Below are 20,198 nucleotides of genomic sequence, written 5' to 3' on the forward strand. Positions count from 1 at the left end.
ATTATTCAATATGCTGAAAAGCATCAATAAATTCGATCAAAATCCGCATCATTTCAGCTTGTGAGGAGCATCCTAGCTTCTGATAAATCGTTTTCAGATATGTCCGCAGTGAACTCAGCGTAATCCCACATTTCAAAGCAATATTATCAAGATGCTGATCGTCCATAAAATGCTGACAAATTTCAATTTCTCGAGCTGTCAGTTGGAATGTTGATTTCAGTAATATTTTAGACAAGCGTTTTCGATCCTGCATTTTTGATAAGAATAATGCAACTTGATTATTGTCTAAGATCATTGAATCTGACAGCACCTTAAGTGGTGAGACTGTGATGAAGTAAGCTGATTGATGTCGATCGCTATATAACTGCATTGCACCCCCAACTTCTTCTTGATCATGCCTCTCTAATGAATAACGCTCATTCTTTTTGAATGTGCTCTGCACCAATTTTTTTAATTGAGTATTATAAGGCTCGATTATTTTTAATCTGTTATGCAAATCTATTTCAATCATACTCGTATCATTCAAACAATCCTTCGCATACTGATTCACAAATCTAACTTCTAAATCAGATTGAACAATGAGTACACCCACATTCAACTTATCTAAAATTTCGGTGTAATTACTTCTATCATGTTGAAGAAACTTAATTTGTCGATGAATTTGAATCGCTCTTCTAAAGTGTTTTGCGAGTCTTTCTAAACTTTGTAATTCAGCAGTATCATAAGCAGCTTCATCTGATGGTCGATGTACCGCAAGCACGCCCCATTTATATTTTCCATACTCTAACAATACCCCACTGAGATAACAGATGTTTGAAGGAACTAAACAATATTCATAAAAGTTCTTCAAATCCTCATTATCTGTTTCAGCATATGATCGACAATCAATTTGATAGGCATGCTCTAATCCATAGGTATTCATTAACTCACCATGAATACGCATGTCTACGACATCTAAGTTATACGTTTGATAATTTTGAATTCCATCAATCGGGATATTAATGGTGTAAATAAAATTTTGTTCGGGCCGAAGCTGATCCAAGTAAGTAAAGATCGCCGTTGAACTCTGTGTAAATTCCACGACCTGTTTTAAAACATTTTCCCAGTGATGTGGCTTTAAGGCAGCCTCATAAATTTCTTCTATGATTTGATTTTCTTGAACAGTTAACATCATCACCCCCAATCATGGTGTTAATGTTCCTTTAGATTAGCGCTCTACGAGGCTTTTATTCAATATTTACAATAGTATTCAAATATTTATCAGACAGATGACAAAAAAATCCCCGCTTAAAGCGGGGATTTTTTAGGCTGTGGGATGAATTACATCATACCGCCCATACCACCCATACCGCCCATGTCAGGCATAGCTGGTTTATCTTCTGGGATCTCTGTAATCATGCACTCAGTTGTTAACATTAAGCCCGCAACAGACGCAGCATGCTCAAGTGCAGAACGAGTAACTTTCGCTGGATCAAGGATACCCATCTCTAGCATATCGCCGTATTCACCAGTCGCAGCGTTATAACCGAAGTTGCCTTCGCCATTTTTAACTGCATTAATCACTACAGATGGTTCGTCACCTGCGTTAGATACGATTTGACGAAGTGGCGCTTCAATCGCACGACGAAGGATGTTGATACCTACGTTTTGATCATCGTTAATACCCGTTACACCGTCAAGTGCTTTAGCTGCACGTACTAATGCAACACCACCACCCGCAACAACACCTTCTTCAACAGCAGCACGAGTTGCATGAAGAGCATCGTCTACACGATCTTTCTTCTCTTTCATTTCAACTTCAGTTGCAGCACCGATTTTAATCACTGCTACACCGCCTGCTAATTTAGCAACACGCTCTTGAAGTTTTTCTTTGTCGTATTCTGAAGTTGATTCTTCGATTTGCGCACGAATTTGTTGAACACGCTCAGCAATTTGATTCGCATCGCCTGCACCATCAACAATCACTGTGTTTTCTTTAGATACAGTTACTTTGTGTGCAGTACCTAAATGTTCAAGTGTTGTTTGATCTAACTGCATACCGATTTCTTCAGAAATCACAGTACCACCAGTTAAGATCGCGATATCTTGAAGCATTGCTTTACGACGATCACCGAAGCCTGGTGCTTTAACAGCACATACTTTGATGATGCCACGCATGTTGTTTACAACAAGCGTTGCGAGTGCTTCACCTTCAACATCTTCAGCGATGATAAGAAGTGGTTTACCTGTTTTCGCAACTGCCTCGAGAACAGTAATCAACTCACGGATGTTGCTTACTTTCTTATCAACAAGAAGGATAAATGGGTTTTCCAATTCAGCAGTCAATGTATCTTGTTTGTTTGCGAAGTATGGAGAAATATAACCACGGTCAAACTGCATACCCTCTACAACATCTAGAGAATCTTCAAAGCCTGAACCTTCTTCAACAGTGATTACACCTTCTTTACCCACTTTTTCCATCGCTTGAGCGATCAGTGAACCAACAGTCGTATCAGAGTTCGCAGAAATCGAACCCACTTGTTCAATCGCTTTAGAATCAGATGCTGGTTTAGCCGTTGCTTTAATATCTGCAACAACAGCTTTAACTGCAATATCAATACCGCGTTTCAAGTCCATTGGGTTCATACCCGCAGTTACTGACTTGATCCCTTCGTTCAAAATTGCTTGAGCTAAAACGGTTGCCGTTGTAGTACCGTCACCTGCGATGTCATTTGTTTTAGAAGAAACTTCACGAACAAGTTGAGCACCCATGTTTTCAAACTTGTCTTTTAATGTGATTTCTTTCGCTACAGAAACACCATCTTTAGTGATGTGTGGCGCACCGAATGAACGATCGATAACTACGTTACGGCCTTTAGGACCAAGTGTAACTTTAACCGCATCTGCAAGGATATTCACACCTGCGATCATTTTTGTGCGAGCTGAATCACCAAACTTAACGTCTTTAGCTGACATATTTGACTCCGAATATTATTAAAATTACTAAATCTGATTGATTAAATGAGTAGTATTAAAAAGAATCAATTAGCCTTCTAAAACAGCTAAAATATCTGACTCTTTCATGATTAATAGTTCTTCGCCATCTACTTTCACAGTTGTTCCTGCATAAGTACCAAACAATACCTTGTCACCTACTTTTACATCTAAAGCGCGAACGCCATTGTCAGTGATCTGACCATTACCAACTGCAATAATTTCACCTTGAGCAGGTTTTTCTGCAGCAGAACCTGGCAATAAAATGCCGCCAGCTGTTTTTGTTTCTTCTTCAACACGACGAATTACTACACGGTCATGTAATGGACGAATGTTGCTCATAAAAATACTCCATCAGACTAAGTCTTTTGATTAATAGTCGTGATCTTAATTTCCTTAGATCACCACCAAAATTATTTGATGTCACTTTTGTGGGGATGGAAAAAATTGCTTCAAGGGGAAAATGAAAAAAAATTTAATTTTTTGTATTTTTTTTAGGCATTTCGATAATTTAGCCTTCATTCCGATTTGCAACTAAATAAAATTTCTTGAATCTCGAATCAAAGCGATATTCACGCACCTTCAGTTTTTCATCAATTAGATTAAAACTATTAGAAAAGTCATGATGTAAACGATGTGACGTAGCGGTACCTGCATGAATATCCAATATTGGATGTTGAGCATTAAGTTGGAAAATCTTATTCAGATCATAAACAGCAGATACATGTAAATGACCATGTAGAATTGCATTCAACCCTGAGCTTGCCCATGTCTTTAGGGCTTTTTCAGTATTTTTAGGACGATCTTTAGACATATTTATACCGTGATCACCACTATAGAAAGGTTGATGCGTAAGCAGAATTTTTAATTTATCTTGAGGAGCCAATTTCATTTTTTGATCAACATCCTGAATTTGAAACTCAGTAATACGACCTTTGGTATGGTACTTAGGGTGAATTGTATTGATTCCTATAATATAAAAATGCTCAGTTTCTAAGGTCTGTTCCATCTCACCAAAAAACAACTTATACCGATGAAACGGACTTAAAAATCTGCGCCATAAATGAAACAAAGGAATATCGTGATTACCCGGAATCACAATATAAGGAACATTAAGTTCTTCTAGAAATTTTTTGCAGTGATAAAACTGTGAAAATCTTGCCCTTTGAGTGAGATCACCACTGACCACAACAGCTTCGATCAAATGTTCTGCAACAAAGTGAGTAATTGCATCTAAGCAATCTTGTTGCTCAGTCCCAAAATGCAAATCAGACAAATGTAAAATCATTGTGGCACCATTAAGGTCAGTGCATTTCTTTCAACATGAATATCTAATGGTGAATCCAGTTGAATAATTTCTCCATCGATTGCTACTGTCATTTTTTTTTGATGAGAACGTATTCGCACATGATCCGCACTAAAACTATATACGTCTGCTGCCTGATCTAATTTTCCACGAATGAGTTGGATGAGTGTTTTAAAAATACTCAGCTTATCCGTGCGAGCAAGTACAACTCCCGCAACCCGACCCTCTTCTGCCGTTTTAGCGATATTGAGGTTCATTTCTTTTAATTGAAGTTGGTTATTGCCTAAAAATAATAAAGGAGTTTTAACTGCATAATTCACACCATCCACCTCAATTTCTAACTTTAATTCTTTACGATCACGAATCAACACATCTAAGCCAGAAGTATAGGCATGTAATGGTAGACGCCCTAGTTTTTGGTTATATAACTCTCTTTTTTTAATAAACAATGGATAAAGACCCAAACTCGCATTATTTAGATAAATGGCATCATTAATTTTTGCCACATGTACCGCTTTAGGCTTACCTTCAACCACCAGTTTTGCAGCTTCGAGAATATCTAAAGGAATATTCAAAACCCGTGCAACATAATTGAATGTCCCTAAAGGTAAAATTACCAAAGGGATGGTTTGATGTAATAAATAATTAGCCACAGAATTTAACGTTCCATCCCCGCCAGCAACCACAATCACCCCCTGATTATCATGATTTAAATGTCGAAGATGAACTTTTTCGATGAGTGCTTGAACACTCATTTCTGAAGCAATATCAAAAACTTGTATTTCAAAACCTAGATCTGTCCAGTAATGCATAAGTTGTTCATAAATTTGATCATTATTGGTGGCATGAAATCCAGATTTTTCATTAAAAATCATAGACAAAGGCTTTAGCATTGAATTCATTTTATGGCTTTAAAAATTGAATTACTTTAAAATTTCGTCTATTTACTACTCAATTAAAAGCCAATTTATGTAATTTTTAAATGATGTTCATTTGATTTTTCGATGATGAGAATTGATCTCATATTTTAATTAAGTTTTTATTTTAAATGAATATTTTAACTATAAATACCAAACATAAAAATTAAAAATAAAAAATAAATCACTCATTTTTTAAAAAAATATCAAATAATTACATAAACTTAACACCAATCAAGTCTTAAGCACTATTTAAGCCTTTGGTCTTATTTTTTTTAAGAAAATATGCTTTAATACAGCCACTTTTTTTTCATACTGAATCTAGAGTCTGCAAACCAGCATCTAGATATTATTTGTACACCACATTGTACACTTTTGATATAGGCCTCACCATGACCCAAGTGAACGCACCAGAATTCGTTCGTCACCCTAAGCTTATTGCTTGGGTGGAAGAGATTGCTAAACTAACAAAACCAGCAAAAATTGAATGGTGTGACGGTAGCGCAGAAGAATATCAACGTTATATCGACTTGATGATCGCTAACGGCACAATGCAAGCGCTTAACCAAGAAAAGCACCCTGGTTCATATCTTGCAAACTCTGATCCTTCTGACGTTGCTCGTGTTGAAGACCGTACTTTTATCTGCTCTGAAAACAAAGAAGATGCTGGCGCAACTAACAACTGGGAAGCTCCAGCGGTTATGCGTGAAAAATTAAACGGTTTATTTGATGGTTCTATGAAAGGTCGTACTTTGTACGTTGTACCTTTCTCTATGGGACCTTTAGGTTCTCATATTGCTCACATTGGTATCGAACTTACTGACTCTCCTTATGTTGCAGTCAGCATGTCTAAAATGGCTCGCATGGGTAAAGCTGTTTATGACGTTCTAGGCACTGATGGCGAATTTGTTCCATGTGTACACACTGTAGGTGCACCATTGGAAGAAGGTCAAAAAGACGTGGCTTGGCCTTGCAACAAAGAAAAATACATCGTTCATTATCCAGAAACTCGTGAAATTTGGTCATTTGGTTCTGGTTATGGTGGTAACGCATTGCTTGGTAAAAAATGCTTAGCATTACGTATCGCATCATTCATGGGTCGTCAGCAAGGCTGGTTAGCTGAACACATGCTCATCCTTGGTGTGACAAATCCACAAGGTGAAAAACACTACATCGCAGCTGCATTCCCATCTGCTTGTGGTAAAACAAACTTTGCAATGTTAATTCCACCAGCAGGTTATGAAGGCTGGAAGATTGAAACTGTAGGTGACGATATTGCTTGGATCAAACCAGGTGAAGATGGTCGCTTATATGCAATCAATCCTGAAGCAGGTTTCTTCGGTGTAGCTCCTGGCACAAATACAAAGACGAACCCGAACTGTATGGCTACGCTTCATAAAGACGTGATCTATACAAACGTTGCCGTGACTGACAACGGTGAAGTATGGTGGGAAGGTCTTTCTAAAGAAGCACCTGCCAACCTAACTAACTGGAAAGGTCAACCACATACTGGTGAAGAAAAAGCAGCTCATCCAAATGCGCGTTTCACAGTTTCAGCTGGTCAATGCCCTTCTATTGATGCTGACTGGGAAAATCCAGCAGGTGTTCCAATCTCTGCGTTCATCTTTGGTGGTCGCCGTGCGGACACAGTGCCTCTAATTTCAGAAGCATTTGACTGGGTTGACGGTGTTTATAAAGCTGCAACGATGGGTTCTGAAACAACTGCTGCTGCTGTTGGTCAACAAGGTATTGTTCGTCGCGATCCATTTGCGATGCTTCCATTTGCTGGCTACAACATGGCTGACTACTTCACACATTGGTTAGAAATGGGTGAGAAAGTTGGTGAGAAAGCTGCAGCTGCTGGTAACAAGCTTCCTGGTATTTACAACGTGAACTGGTTCCGTCGTGATGCTGAAGGCAACTTTGTATGGCCTGGTTTCGGTCAAAACATGCGTGTTCTTGAGTGGATTATCGATCGCTGTGAAGGTCGTGCTGACGCTGTTGAAACTCCAATTGGTCGTGTTCCAACTTACGAACAGTTGAACTGGACTGGTTCAGACTTTACGAAAGAGCAATTTGACCTTGTGACTTCTCAAGACAAAGAGCAATGGATCAAAGAACTTGAAAGCCATACTGAATTATTTAACAAACTTGGTGATCGTTTACCAGAAGCGTTGAAAAAACGTCAAGCTGAGCTTTTAGAAGCGGTTAAATCTGCTTAATCATGATGAGAAAAAAGGTCACTTCGGTGACCTTTTTTTTACTTCAAACAAACTGAATAAAGTGTATTTAGTAACGTTTATTAGTACCAATAAGTTGTCACACTTATGGCATACTGATTTAAACAGCTTATTAGGATCAAATAATGAAAAAAATAGAAATGATTGGCTCTTGTTTAATCGCCCTTATGCTTACAGCCTGTCAATCTGTTCCGCGACAGCACAATGGAGCTACAGGATATCAAATTGAAAATAAATCAGAGAATTCTGCCACTATTTCGTATACCCTCTCTGCACGCGCCAACCAAAATATTGATGAACACAAATTACAACGTACTTGCCAACAAGTTCTAGGGCACACTCAACAATATAAAACCACCATTTTGAGTGTAAATGAAATTGCTAATCCCAATTATAAAACACAAGAAACTCAACAGGTTCAAATTGGTCAATCACGAACATCATTCGGACTCTCAAACACTCAAAGCCTATACAGCAATGAAGACTACAATACACGTCTTTCTTTAGAAACTAAGCCTAGCCTCTTACAAGTCGTTCGCTTTAACTGCACACTCTAAACTTAGGACACTCAATGTACTTCATTGAGTGTCTTATAAAAACTGACATTTCTAAATTCAGGTGATTCATCCAAGTCTGGCCATGTCGTTGCACTGCGTTCATCAAGCTTTTCATACTTCGGATGACTAAAGTTTTTTACACGACTATCCGCCACCCACACTTCAGGTGCAAATTTTAAAAACTCATCCAAGAAGAAACGATTGCACTGGTCATACAACACATCAGCCGCCAACAAGATATCAACCTGCTCAGCTTTATATAAGTCATACAAATATTCAAGCTCAACATTATTCAATTCAGCATTGGCACGACACGCATCCAAACTAACTTGGTCGATATCACAGCAAATGACACGCTTTGCCCCTGCCATTTTCGCTGCAATCGCGACTACGCCTGAACCTGCGCCAAAGTCTAAAACCACTTTGTCTTTCACATGATGCGGTTCAGCCAATAACCATTGTGCCATTGCTAAACCTGATGCCCAACAGAAAATCCAATATGGCGTATCATTCCATATACGACGAATAACTTCATCATCTAGCTTATCGGTTGGAAAAACAGGTGGAATGAGCCAAAGTGAAATTGGTGTATCAGGCAATTGCTGTGCATGAAGTTCACAACCTGGAATCACATCATGTAAGGCTTTTAGTAAATGTTCAGGCGCTTTAGGAAATTGGAAAGTACAGCTCATTGGATTTTATTTTTAAATATACAAAATTTGAGTTTCAAATACGAAACCTAAATTAATAAAGAGAATTCCCTCTCCTTTTAAAGGAGAGGGTTAGCGAGAGGATTTATCTAACTCAATACCCTCACCCCAACCCTCTCCCTGAGCCGTATACGGCGCAAGAGAGGGAGATAATATTAACCTAAAGCTTTTTCAGCTGCTTCAACTGTTTGACGAATCAACGTTGTGATTGTCATTGGACCTACACCACCCGGTACTGGTGTGTAAGCTGAAGCAATTTCTTCAATACCAACAAGTTGAATATCGCCCACACCACCGCCATCACGTGGATGGAAACCAGCATCAACAACTACTGCACCAGGTTTAATCCAATCTTTTTGAATCAATTCAGCTTTACCCACTGCACCCACAATGATATCCGCTTGCTTCACAAAGCTAGCAAGGTCTTGTGTACGAGAGTGACAAATCGTTACAGTAGCATTCGCCTCGAGAAGCATAGCTGCCATTGGTTTACCCAAAATTGCAGATCGACCTACAACAACCGCATGCTTACCTTCGATTTCGATGTTGTTTTCTTTCAGAATCGTCATAATACCAGCAGGTGTCGCAGAACCGTAAGCCGCTTCACCCATTGCCATACGACCATAACCAAGGCAAGTAACACCATCCACATCTTTTTCAAGTGAGATCGCATCAAAACACGCTCGCTCATCAATTTGCGCAGGTACTGGATGTTGTAAAAGAATACCGTGAACATCAGGATTTGCATTGAGTTTTTCAATTTCAGCAAGCAATTGTTCTGTCGTCGTTTCTTTTGGTAGTTCAACTTTAAGTGAATCCATACCAACACGGCGGCATGCATTACCCTTCATACGCACATAAGTTGCAGATGCACCATCGTCACCTACTAAAATCGTCGCAAGAATTGGAGTACGTCCTGATTTTGCTTTTAACGCTTCTACGCGAGTTAACAAATCAGCCTCAATTTGTTTTGCCAATGCACGACCATCTAAAACTAATGCCACGGCACATCTCCCAAGTGTTGATATGAATCAATTTCGCACATTCTACATGAATATTTTAAATAATTTCCGTTATATGCTGTTTTTCTGCACATACGAATAAAAGCACTATTGTTTTTTTTTCAGAGCTTGTTAATATACGCATCAACAAGACATGGCGGGGTGGCAGAGTGGTCATGCAGCGGACTGCAACTCCGTGTACGCCGGTTCGATTCCGACCTCCGCCTCCATCTTGTTAAGCCCGAGTGGTGAAATCGGTAGACACAGGGGATTTAAAATCCCCCGCCCACAAAGCGTGCCAGTTCGAGTCTGGCCTCGGGCACCATTCTTCTAATAGAGAATAATGGTGTAAATAAAGAACCCAGCGTAAGCTGGTTTTTTTATGTCTGCATTTTCTTTAAACTCATCTGCTATAATCACTCATCTTCAGAATTTCATATTCAAATGAATCAAAATCAGCAAGTTGCTCAATATCTCCAAGAACTAAAACAACAATATCCTCAAGCGTTTAAAAAAAACTTCTTGCTCTATAGTCAGTTAAAGACCAAAGGGATTCTAGATGAGCGTAAAGAACTGATCCCGCTTGCACTTGCATTAATGATTTTCCTCCCTTGCTCATATTTGTTAACCCTTTTGCTTAAACAACACATTGTTTTTTTAGAAGGCTTTCAATCTGGCGGGAGTGCTGTGTTGTGTATCATGTTATTTTTTATGCTGATTACGCCAATCATCCTCAAACAGATCAAGCATAGTAGCATCTCAACTTACCAGCAACTTAAAAATACCCCATTCAAACTGACCATCCTCATTCTTTTACAAAGTTTAAATATCGCTTTTATGGAAAGTTGGTTCTTACAGGGAATTTTGTTTTATTTCGCTATGAATTTTGGTTTCGTTAAATTTTATAAAGAGAATTTATTCCGAGAAAATACTTCTAAAGAAAACTATTACTACATTCAAGAAATTCGTAGAGTGGCTTTCTGGAGTTATAAACAAAATTTTAAGCTTTACTTAAAACTAATCTTTTCATCCAAAAACTCAAAGCAGCATCAATTATTGATTGAACAAAAACAAAAAAATGCGCAACTTTATGTTCATTTGATGAACTATGAAAACAAATTGTGTATGCGCTACAAGCATACCGATATAGAAAAATATATCGATAGCATCATGTAGCGCTACGATCAACTTGCTTGCTGCATTACTTTAATTATATTCAAATTGGTATCATACATTGTTGAGTGCAATCTGAGTTGATCAACTTGATACTTCTGTGAATGAATATCTGTTAAAAACAACCAATCTGCACTCAATTGCGTAGAATCAAAGCTCAATTTTAAATAGCCTCGTTGATTCAAATTACAAAAGCTTAATTCATCAATCAATTGGATAAACACTTGTTCAAATTGTTGCATTAAGTTCTCAGGTAAATTGAGATATTTCTCCATACCTGGTGAAGAAACTGAACTTGTTGCTAATTCAATCCCCACCTTCTCACCATTTTGTTGATGTAATGCAGACTCCCACGCATTATGGGTATCTCCAGCCAACACAACAACTTTCTTCTGATACTGCTCATACAAAGCATAAACACGCTCACGCTCAGCATAATAACCATCCCAAGCGTCTAAATTATAAGGAATCACGGTTAGGATTCTTAATAATTCAGCGTCAGTTAAGCTCGGGTCACTATTTTTATAACGCAATTTAATCGCGACCAACTCCATCAGACGTTTTTGAGCTTCTATTAAAAAGTTGTCATCTACCATTCCACTTTTGGCAACATTTAATATTTGCAATACTTCAGCAGGTACCAACATTTTCGCCATCAATACTTGCTGACCCAATACATTCCATATTGCACGAGAACTCTGAAGACTATTCGCCAACCAATTTAACTGATCTATCCCTATTAGCTGTCGCTGCTCATTCAATAATGCCGCTCTAAATTGCTCAACATTTAGATTTTCACCATCCATAAATGGAGCAAAAGCCAGTTGCTCATCACGTGCCAACATACGTGTATCTAGCATATTGAGTTGAACTAAATCACCAAAATTAAACTGACGATAAATATGAAGAATATCGTTATTGCTTTTTTCGCGGATTGGCATCCACTCAAAATAAGCGGTTAGGGCTGCTGTTCTTCGTGCTACGAAATCTCCCTCTAAATCAGGTTGATGATTCTGCGCACCAGCTCTCCATGCATCATTTGTCAGCTCATGATCATCCCAAATCAGAATAAATGGATGACGTTGATGAACCGCTTGTAAATCAGGATCTGTTCGATATTTTGCATAACGTTTTCGATAATCTTCTAGACGGTAAATCTCGTTTTGATTATCCACATCGAGTGTTCTACCAAGCTTTTCGGCTTGTTCAGCTGCATACCCATCTTTGCCATATTCGTAAATATAGTCACCCAGATGCAGCACAGCATCCACGTCCTGCTTCGCAATTTCACGGTACACATAAAAATAACCAGCAGGATAATTTGAGCATGAGCATACCGCAAAGTTAACCGCATTGGACTTGGTTGCTAAGGTCTTCGTACGACCAATTGGAGAATGTATCTGCCCATATTTAAATCGGTAATAATAACGAGTATCGGCACTCAAATTAAGTACATCGACTTTCAAGCAAAAGTCTTTAGCAGCAGAAGTCTTGATTTTCCCCATCTGAACAATATTTGAAAAATTCTCATCAAGTGCAATTTCCCAATCTAATTCATATGTTGCCGCCACATCTGTAGGTGTTATTCGCGACCAAAGAATTATTCGATCCTGTAATGGATCTCCACTCGCCACTCCATGCAAAAAATCAACTTTATGCTCATTGCTGGTTTGACCATCGCCATTACATGCTGTAATCAGAACAGGCAGTGAAATCGCACCTAATCCAGCCAATGAATTTTTAATTAATGCGCGTCTTGAGATTTTATTTTTCATTTTATTTACGAATTGGCGAGTTATTTTAACTTCGAACTTAAACCGTATTTATGAAGCTAAAATTGCAATCAGATGACAATTTAATGTACAAATATCATAAACCATCGCCCCAAAATTTATATTTTTTAATCTAATAAATGCAATTTGATTGAAAAGAAAGCAAATAATACGATTTTCTCTTGCCAAGCTTAAAAGTGTCCTCTATTATTGCGCACATGCCCGAGTGGTGAAATCGGTAGACACAGGGGATTTAAAATCCCCCGCCCTCAAAGCGTGCCAGTTCGAGTCTGGCCTCGGGCACCATTCTTCTGATAGAGAATAATGGTGTAAATAAAGAACCCAGCGTAAGCTGGTTTTTTTATGCCTAGCGTTTAGCCACAACAATAACAACACAAAAAAATAGAGAGCGATTTACCACTCTCTATTTGAAACAAGTTCTTCCATTTCGATATCTAAGAATCCCTCTTCCTGAACGACCATCATCATTGCCTCAGCAATATAGTCTGCTGCTGCATCATCAAGAGAAGAATCAAGATCTTCGAACTGAGGTTTCATCTCATTAATTTCCGCCACAATATCATTGGCGATTTGATAAATCTCAGCATCGGAATTCACCTTAGATACCTTCTTTGAGAATTTTTCAATGAGTTGCTGAATTTCAGCCACGAGAATATCAGGATAATATTCATCGTCGAACATCGGGAGAAGTACATCATTCAACATATTAAAGCTCAAGTAATAGCATTAACAAAAACCGAGCTTATATAACACAAGCTAGACATTAAACCAACAATAAAAACGAGGAGTAAATCTCACTTTTAATCAAAGTATAACTAAGCCAATATTTTCATTGATGATTTTAACCGCCTTAAATCTGCCTTTAATTTAACTAACACTATTCATTGCTGCCCAAATTTGAATAGCTTGCACCATTTCTTTTACATCATGTGCTCTGACCATACATGCTCCTTGCTGTATGCTTAACAGATGCCCCGTCACCGAACCCACTGCACGTTCATGTGCAGGTACACCACCTAAAGCTTCACCAATAAATCGCTTACGAGATAATGCAGAAAGCATTGGATAGCCCAACTCATTTAATTTATACAACTCTTTTAATAATTTCAGGTTTTGATGTGCATTTTTTGCAAATCCGAAACCCGGATCAATCATGATATTTTCAGGTTTAATTCCTGCATTTAATGCTGCATCTAATCGAGTTTGCAATTCTGAAATCACATCTAAAGTAATATCATCATATTGATCCAACTGGTTCATTGTGGTTGGCTCACCACGCATATGCATGATAATGACTGGAATATCTAATTCCGCAGCTGTTTCTAAAGCATGTGGCTTTGTTAATGCTCTGACATCATTCCAAATATGCGCTCCAGCTTTAACCGCCTTTTTAATCACTTCTGGTTGAGAAGTGTCGATTGAGATCACTACATTCAATTTTGACAACGCTTCAACGACCGGAACTACACGATCTACTTCATCTTGAACATCAACAGCAGATGCGCCAGGGCGAGTTGACTCACCACCTACATCAATAACACTCGCCCCTTCAGCAATCATTTGCTTTGCTCTCTCTAGTGCCGCCTCTACACTATTGTGTTTACCACCATCACTAAACGAATCTGGCGTTACATTTAACACACCCATTACATGAGGCTTTGACAAATCAAGTTCCAATGCATCACATTTAAGAATCTGATTAGGTAAAGAGATAAGTTGCATATTGATGTTCCTAGAAAATCTATTCACATGATATCAAGTAAAATTTAAACATGAGGGATAATTTCAACACAAAAAAAGAGCCTCATAAGAGGCTCCTTCATTTTAGCTTGCTGGTAAAGGTGGAGGCGTTGAAGGACCATCTGTAGGGGTTACATCTACAATTGGATTCTCAGCCACATATACCTTAGGTGGTTGAGGTTCACGACCTTCCATAATGTCACGGATTTGATCACGATCAATCGTTTCCCACTCAAGCAAAGCTTTTACCATCGCATGGGCAATATCTTTATTATTTTCTAAGATATCACGTGCAACTTTGTACTGCTCATCTAGGATACGGCGAATTTCACGATCAACTTCAAGTTGAGTCGTTTCAGAAATAGTACGACCACCTAGACTACCCATAAATGACTGTTGAGCATCTTCTTCATAAACCATGACACCCATCTTGTCAGACATACCGTACTTAGTCACCATTGCACGCGCCATTTTTGTTGCACGTTCAAAGTCATTAGAAGCCCCAGTCGACATCTGATTAATGAAAATTTCTTCTGCAATACGACCACCAAACAGAATAGAAAGCTCATTCAACATTTTGTCTTTGTAATGACTGGTTTGATCAAACTCTGGAAGCTGCCAAGTTACACCTAATGCCCAACCACGTGGCATGATCGTGACTTTATGTACTGGGTCTGTGCCTGGAAGCATTTCAGCTACAATCGCATGACCTGCTTCATGATAAGCCGTTGCGCGACGCTCTTCTTCACGAAGAACCATTGATTTACGCTCTGGCCCCATATAAAGCTTATCTTTTGCATCTTCAAAGTCATGCATATCGACCGTATTTTTATTACGACGTGCAGCAAATAACGCAGCTTCATTGACTAAGTTTGCCAATTGCGCACCAGAGAACCCTGGAGTACCACGTGCCAATACTTTGACATCCACACCAGTCACTGAAGGTAATTTTTTCAAATGCACATTCAGGATTTGCTCACGACCTTTAATATCTGGAAGTCCAACCATCACTTGACGGTCGAAACGTCCCGGACGAAGTAAAGCTTTATCTAGCACGTCAGCACGGTTAGTCGCAGCAATAACGATGATACCTTCATTACCTTCGAAACCATCCATTTCAACCAACATCTGGTTCAAGGTTTGTTCACGCTCATCATGACCACCGCCAGTACCTGAACCACGATGACGACCCACCGCATCAATTTCATCAATGAAAATGATACACGGCGCATGGCGTTTCGCTTGCTCAAACATATCACGTACACGTGATGCACCAACACCAACGAACATTTCTACGAAGTCTGAACCTGAGATACTAAAGAATGGAACCTTAGCCTCTCCAGCAATCGCTTTCGCAAGTAAAGTTTTACCTGTACCCGGTGGACCTACCATCAGGACACCGCGAGGAATGCTCGCACCAAGACGCTTAAACTTTGTTGGATCTTTCAAGAAATCAACAATTTCAACGACTTCTTGTTTCGCTTCGTCACAACCCGCAACATCTGTGAAAGTGACTTTGATTTGGTCTTCTGAAAGCATTTTTGCTTTTGACTTACCAAAACTCATCGGGCCGTTTTTACCACCAGCACCGCCACCCATGTTGCGCATAAAGAACATGAATAACAAAATGATTAAAAGTACTGGAAAGCTTGCGATCAAAAGCTGCATCAATAAACCTTGACGTTGCGGAGCAGTGCCTTCAACAACGACATTATTTTTGATGAGATTCGGCATTAACTCAGGATCTTGAACCGCAGGACGAATACTCTCAAATGGAGAACCATTTACTTTTTCGCCACTAATTCGTTCACCGTCAATGGTAACTTGTTTAATTTGACCAGCATTAACCGCTGCAACAAATTCTGAATAGTTCAATGCAGCAGGCTTATCACGGTCACTAATGTTGCTGAAAATTAATATCAGCACACCAAGTATAACAAGCCATAAAACGGCATTCTTAAAGAGATCGCTCAAAGCTTTATTCCCATATCAATCTAATTTGATCATGCCCAAAATTGGGTGACCTTTAACAAAAAGCGAGTAAATCAATTTCGCAATAAAATATTCAAAAGGTACAAAATGCACATTTTTTAGCGACTTGGCAAGTCACTTTATTGCGATTTCTTTTTACGGCCCTGTCCAATTAAAAAAACTTCCTTCGAACGAGCACGCGAAGCAGCAGGCTTTGCAGTTTTTAATACTTCAAAACTGTCTACAACTTCCTTACGGAATTCGTCAAAACCAGTTCCTTGGAAAACTTTGACAACAAACTGTCCTTTCGGACCTAAAACTTTATTGGCAAAGTCTAATGCAAGTTCACACAAATAAATTTGTCGAGGTTGATCAACGGCCTTATTACCTGATGTATTGGGGGCCATATCTGAAATTACAACGTCTACAGTTCGTCCATTTAAAATATTTAACAATTTTTCGAAAACTTCCTCTTCTCGAAAGTCTCCTTGCAGGAACGTCACATCTGGAAGTGCATCCATTTCCAAAATATCTGATGCAATCACTAAACCTTTATCACCCACTAATTTTCCGGCGATTTGGGACCAACTACCAGGTGCAGCACCAAGGTCCACGACAGTCATACCAGGTTTAATGATTTTGTATTTCTCTTGGATTTCAAGCAATTTATATGCAGCACGCGCACGATAACCTTCCTTTTGTGCTTTTTTCACAAACGGGTCATCTAAATGCTCTCTCATCCACGCACGACTACTTTTGGATAACTTCTGATTGGTAATGCGTGTTGCCATAACTCTTTAAATACACGTAATCTTCTAACTTTTTATTGTACGTGAATTTTATCCCCCTTGCAGTATTCATCTGTATCTAATTCAAGATTATCGTTTATGTTTTTTTGATTTAAGTTGATCGATTATTTCTGAGAAACATAAGCGTTTGATCACTTGATTTGCTATACTAAGTCGTTTTTAAAATTAGGTTATCTTTATGGCGGCTTTATCAATTCAGGAACGCAAACGTTTGCGTCAAATCGGACATGCACTTAACCCAGTGGTAATGTTAGGTGGTCAAGGTTTAACTGAAAATGTCATTGAAGAAACTCAACGTGCTTTAAATGATCATGAGTTAATTAAAGTAAAAATTGGCGGTGAAGATCGTGATGCTCGTGCAGCAGTCATTACTGAAATCGCCGAAGTCACTGGTGCAGAGGTTGTTCAAACCATTGGAAAGATTGCACTTTTATATAAGAAAGCGGCAAAACAAAATCCTAAACTTTCGAATCTTGTTCGCCACGCACATCTTTCTAATTAATTTGAGTTGCATTGAATGGCAAGTTACGAACTAAATTCTTTTGACCGTTACTTTGATATCTCCCTGGTTGGTGCAATTGAACAAGTGAGTCCATATACACTAAATGTGGGCTATTGGTTACGTGACCCAAATCAATACTTAGTCTATCCGGAAATTGTAGCTGGACATCCACGACGAGATTTTCTTTGGGAAGAAACCTGCTTTGAAATTTTCATTGGGGTGAAAGATCAGGACTTTTATCGTGAAGTCAATCTCTCCCCTTCTCAAGCTTGGCAAGCGTATCAATTTGAAGAGTATCGTTACCCTGAAGATATGCCACCTCAAGCAGCTTATGACATAGAACTGAATTCACTCAAAAAGACGCACTATGGTTTAAATGTGAGCCTTGATCTAACGGAGTTTATGTTAAAACATAAATTGAAATGGCAGGATATTTTTATTGGCTTATCCGCTGTATTAAACACATCGCAAGCTAAACATTATTATGCGATGCAGCATAGTAGTCCTGAGGCTGACTTCCATAACAAGCGCGATTGGTTGCATCAGTTTTAAAAAAAATAGTGAGATTTAATCTCACTATTTTTTTTACCCCAATATTTCAGTTCTATAGTTGTAGACTCTTCCCACCTCTTTTAGAGTTAAGTTTTATACAGCTGATCTCAACGTGTTATATCTAGTTATATTTGTAATTCCTGTTATTCATTTCTAATTTCAAAATTGTCCTTAATCACTTGAACAGCCCAATTTGCTCTTAAATATTTCTTCACAAACACCGAAGTAGCGTCAAATCTCTTTAAATTCGATCTCGGTTTAATTTTTAAAACCCAACATGCTAACTACCAATTTCATCTTTAAATAATTGAACCTACGCTTTTAACAAGCAATTCAATATTTACCTCTATTTTCCATATTTAATCAGTCCTTTCTAAAATACTTGTAAATTGACCTAATTAGTACTTTTTTCGAACTTTTAGGAAGCATTTGGAGCAACTTCAACATTTGTTCTATTTAACAAATCAGCTTTTCAGAAGCTTTGTTATTCTGTTTCAGAAACTTAGCTTATTAATTGTAAGTCTACATAAATTTTGATAAATCGTGATAAAACTTAACTTTTGAATTATTAAACAATTCTTACATTCTTAGACTTTTGTCCAAAGTTTAAAAAGCAGACTTTTAAACAAATTACAAGGTATATATCTGACGAATTCAGGTTTATTTACGTGGACTTTATCAAGGTGTTTGCGTATAATGCCGTGTTAAGTTCAAGCGAGCAGATGTAAGGAGGGTGGGTTTTAAAGTAGCCTTCCTTTTTTTTCGTCTACTCGCTTTTTTACAGCCTAAATTTCAGGAGCTTTGGTTTGAGCACCCCAGCAATTTTAGCCCTTGCCGATGGTACGATCTTTAAAGGAACGTCAATCGGTGCATCGGGTAGTACGACTGGTGAAGTCGTTTTCAACACTGCCATGACTGGCTATCAAGAAATTTTGACTGACCCAAGTTATGCACAACAGCTTGTTACGCTTACCTATCCACACATTGGTAACACAGGTTGTAATGATGAAGACGCTGAGTCAGGTCGAATTCATAAAGTATGGGCAAACGGATTGATCATTCGTGACCTACCTTTATTGCACAGCAACTTCCGATCTACGCAATCTTTAGGCGAATACTTAAAATCTCACAATGTTGTCGCTATCGCTGACATTGATACACGTAAACTGACACGTATTTTACGTGCTAAAGGTGCACAAAACGGTTGTATCTTAGCTGGTGAAAATATTACAGAAGAAGAAGCTTTAGAAAAAGCTCGTGCATTCGGCGGTCTGAATGGTTTAGACCTTGCGAAAGAATGCTGTGATCCAAACGGTTTCGAATGGACTGAAGGTTCTTGGAAATTAGGTCAAGGTTTCTCCCAACCAGAAGCAAAATTTCATGTTGTCGCATATGATTACGGTGTCAAAACCAACATCTTACGTATGCTCGCAGACCGCGGTTGTAAATTAACTGTTGTACCTGCACAAACTCCTGCTGAAAAAGTTCTTGCTCTAAATCCAGATGGCGTATTCTTATCGAATGGTCCTGGCGATCCTGCAGCATGTGACTATGCAATTGAAGCTGTAAAAACAATTGTTGAAGATGCTCGTAACGTACCTGTATTCGGTATTTGCTTGGGTCACCAAATTCTTGCTCTCGCTTCTGGCGCTAAAACGGTGAAAATGCCTCATGGTCACCATGGTGCGAACCATCCTGTACAAAACATCGAAGATGGTACAGTGATGATTACTTCTCAAAACCATGGCTTCGCAGTGGATGCAGAAACATTACCTGCAAACCTTAAAGCGACGCACAAATCATTGTTCGATCAAACTCTTCAAGGGATTCATCGTACAGATAAGCCTGCGTTTAGTTTCCAAGGTCACCCAGAAGCAAGCCCAGGTCCACATGACTGCGCACCATTGTTCGATCATTTCATCGAACTTATTGAAGCATCTAAGAAGTAATTGAG

At 38.7% G+C, this 20,198-nt stretch carries 18 protein-coding genes and 3 tRNA genes; 9 read left to right on the forward strand and 12 right to left on the reverse strand.

Going from position 1 to position 20,198, the window contains the following annotated elements:
• Position 1: 1 nt before the first annotated feature.
• From AC1M9M_RS03760 to AC1M9M_RS03780, 5 genes are all read right to left on the reverse strand, one after another.
• A complete protein-coding gene (locus AC1M9M_RS03760) occupies positions 2 to 1,171 on the reverse strand; it encodes a LuxR C-terminal-related transcriptional regulator (RefSeq protein WP_481595645.1) in 1,170 nt (389 codons plus the stop codon).
• 149 nt (positions 1,172 to 1,320) lie between these two features.
• Positions 1,321 to 2,955 (reverse strand): chaperonin GroEL, encoded by a 1,635-nt coding sequence (groL, locus tag AC1M9M_RS03765; protein ID WP_035266940.1) that lies wholly within the window; start codon positions 2,953 to 2,955, stop codon positions 1,321 to 1,323.
• 69 nt (positions 2,956 to 3,024) lie between these two features.
• On the reverse strand, positions 3,025 to 3,315 hold the full coding sequence (locus tag AC1M9M_RS03770; protein WP_004810787.1) for a co-chaperone GroES: 291 nt from the start codon (positions 3,313 to 3,315) through the stop codon (positions 3,025 to 3,027).
• A gap of 169 nt (positions 3,316 to 3,484) precedes the next feature.
• Positions 3,485 to 4,261 carry a metallophosphoesterase family protein gene (locus tag AC1M9M_RS03775; protein ID WP_481595646.1) on the reverse strand — a complete coding sequence of 259 codons (777 nt, stop codon included), beginning with the start codon at positions 4,259 to 4,261 and terminating at the stop codon, positions 3,485 to 3,487.
• Entirely contained in the window at positions 4,258 to 5,181 is a 924-nt protein-coding gene (locus tag AC1M9M_RS03780; RefSeq protein WP_180028129.1) for a diacylglycerol/lipid kinase family protein, read from the reverse strand. The genes AC1M9M_RS03775 and AC1M9M_RS03780 overlap by 4 nt, the downstream gene beginning before the upstream one ends.
• Before the next feature lie 407 nt (positions 5,182 to 5,588).
• Here AC1M9M_RS03780 and AC1M9M_RS03785 point away from each other — a divergent pair, with 407 nt between their 5' ends.
• Together AC1M9M_RS03785 and AC1M9M_RS03790 are read left to right on the forward strand one after the other, a co-directional pair.
• The gene (locus AC1M9M_RS03785) at positions 5,589 to 7,418 is read left to right on the forward strand and encodes a phosphoenolpyruvate carboxykinase (GTP) (RefSeq protein WP_481588545.1); all 1,830 of its coding nucleotides are present in this window, start codon (positions 5,589 to 5,591) and stop codon (positions 7,416 to 7,418) included.
• A gap of 143 nt (positions 7,419 to 7,561) precedes the next feature.
• On the forward strand, positions 7,562 to 7,993 hold the full coding sequence (locus tag AC1M9M_RS03790) for a hypothetical protein (protein WP_035266928.1): 432 nt from the start codon (positions 7,562 to 7,564) through the stop codon (positions 7,991 to 7,993).
• An 11-nt stretch (positions 7,994 to 8,004) separates the two neighbouring features.
• On the opposite strand, the gene AC1M9M_RS03795 is transcribed toward AC1M9M_RS03790, so the two are convergent.
• Positions 8,005 to 8,685, reverse strand: a complete 681-nt coding sequence (locus tag AC1M9M_RS03795; RefSeq protein ID WP_481595647.1) for a class I SAM-dependent methyltransferase — start codon at positions 8,683 to 8,685, stop codon at positions 8,005 to 8,007.
• 173 nt (positions 8,686 to 8,858) lie between these two features.
• The gene (gene folD, locus AC1M9M_RS03800; RefSeq protein WP_481595648.1) at positions 8,859 to 9,707 is read right to left on the reverse strand and encodes a bifunctional methylenetetrahydrofolate dehydrogenase/methenyltetrahydrofolate cyclohydrolase FolD; all 849 of its coding nucleotides are present in this window, start codon (positions 9,705 to 9,707) and stop codon (positions 8,859 to 8,861) included.
• Between the two features lie 153 nt (positions 9,708 to 9,860).
• Between folD and AC1M9M_RS03805 the strand changes: the two genes are divergently transcribed.
• From AC1M9M_RS03805 to AC1M9M_RS03815, 3 genes are all read left to right on the forward strand, one after another.
• Positions 9,861 to 9,934 (forward strand) — tRNA-Cys (locus AC1M9M_RS03805).
• Between the two features lie 9 nt (positions 9,935 to 9,943).
• Positions 9,944 to 10,029, forward strand: a tRNA-Leu gene (locus AC1M9M_RS03810).
• 119 nt (positions 10,030 to 10,148) lie between these two features.
• Positions 10,149 to 10,880, forward strand: a complete 732-nt coding sequence (locus tag AC1M9M_RS03815) for a hypothetical protein (RefSeq protein ID WP_180028125.1) — start codon at positions 10,149 to 10,151, stop codon at positions 10,878 to 10,880.
• An 8-nt stretch (positions 10,881 to 10,888) separates the two neighbouring features.
• Here the strand turns inward: AC1M9M_RS03815 and AC1M9M_RS03820 are convergent, their stop codons facing one another.
• The gene (locus AC1M9M_RS03820) at positions 10,889 to 12,652 is read right to left on the reverse strand and encodes an alkaline phosphatase D family protein (protein ID WP_481595649.1); all 1,764 of its coding nucleotides are present in this window, start codon (positions 12,650 to 12,652) and stop codon (positions 10,889 to 10,891) included.
• 217 nt (positions 12,653 to 12,869) lie between these two features.
• Between AC1M9M_RS03820 and AC1M9M_RS03825 the strand changes: the two genes are divergently transcribed.
• Positions 12,870 to 12,955, forward strand: a tRNA-Leu gene (locus tag AC1M9M_RS03825).
• A gap of 108 nt (positions 12,956 to 13,063) precedes the next feature.
• Here AC1M9M_RS03825 and AC1M9M_RS03830 read toward each other — a convergent pair.
• The 4 genes from AC1M9M_RS03830 to rlmE form a co-directional block, all read right to left on the reverse strand.
• Complete coding sequence (locus tag AC1M9M_RS03830) at positions 13,064 to 13,375, reverse strand: DUF5713 family protein (protein WP_035266912.1); 312 nt, start codon at positions 13,373 to 13,375, stop codon at positions 13,064 to 13,066.
• A gap of 162 nt (positions 13,376 to 13,537) precedes the next feature.
• Positions 13,538 to 14,392 carry a dihydropteroate synthase gene (gene folP / locus AC1M9M_RS03835; protein WP_481595650.1) on the reverse strand — a complete coding sequence of 285 codons (855 nt, stop codon included), beginning with the start codon at positions 14,390 to 14,392 and terminating at the stop codon, positions 13,538 to 13,540.
• Between the two features lie 102 nt (positions 14,393 to 14,494).
• The gene (gene ftsH, locus AC1M9M_RS03840) at positions 14,495 to 16,384 is read right to left on the reverse strand and encodes an ATP-dependent zinc metalloprotease FtsH (RefSeq protein WP_035266907.1); all 1,890 of its coding nucleotides are present in this window, start codon (positions 16,382 to 16,384) and stop codon (positions 14,495 to 14,497) included.
• A gap of 137 nt (positions 16,385 to 16,521) precedes the next feature.
• Positions 16,522 to 17,172 carry a 23S rRNA (uridine(2552)-2'-O)-methyltransferase RlmE gene (gene rlmE / locus AC1M9M_RS03845; protein ID WP_035266905.1) on the reverse strand — a complete coding sequence of 217 codons (651 nt, stop codon included), beginning with the start codon at positions 17,170 to 17,172 and terminating at the stop codon, positions 16,522 to 16,524.
• 196 nt (positions 17,173 to 17,368) lie between these two features.
• Here rlmE and yhbY point away from each other — a divergent pair, with 196 nt between their 5' ends.
• The 3 genes from yhbY (at position 17,369) to carA (ending at position 20,193) form a co-directional block, all read left to right on the forward strand.
• A complete protein-coding gene (gene yhbY / locus AC1M9M_RS03850) occupies positions 17,369 to 17,692 on the forward strand; it encodes a ribosome assembly RNA-binding protein YhbY (RefSeq protein ID WP_035266903.1) in 324 nt (107 codons plus the stop codon).
• 15 nt (positions 17,693 to 17,707) lie between these two features.
• Positions 17,708 to 18,244 (forward strand): DOMON-like domain-containing protein, encoded by a 537-nt coding sequence (locus tag AC1M9M_RS03855; protein WP_092765927.1) that lies wholly within the window; start codon positions 17,708 to 17,710, stop codon positions 18,242 to 18,244.
• 806 nt (positions 18,245 to 19,050) lie between these two features.
• Positions 19,051 to 20,193 (forward strand): glutamine-hydrolyzing carbamoyl-phosphate synthase small subunit, encoded by a 1,143-nt coding sequence (carA, locus tag AC1M9M_RS03860; protein WP_035266900.1) that lies wholly within the window; start codon positions 19,051 to 19,053, stop codon positions 20,191 to 20,193.
• Positions 20,194 to 20,198: the final 5 nt, after the last annotated feature.

This window comes from Acinetobacter sp. ANC_7503 (genome assembly GCF_056780035.1).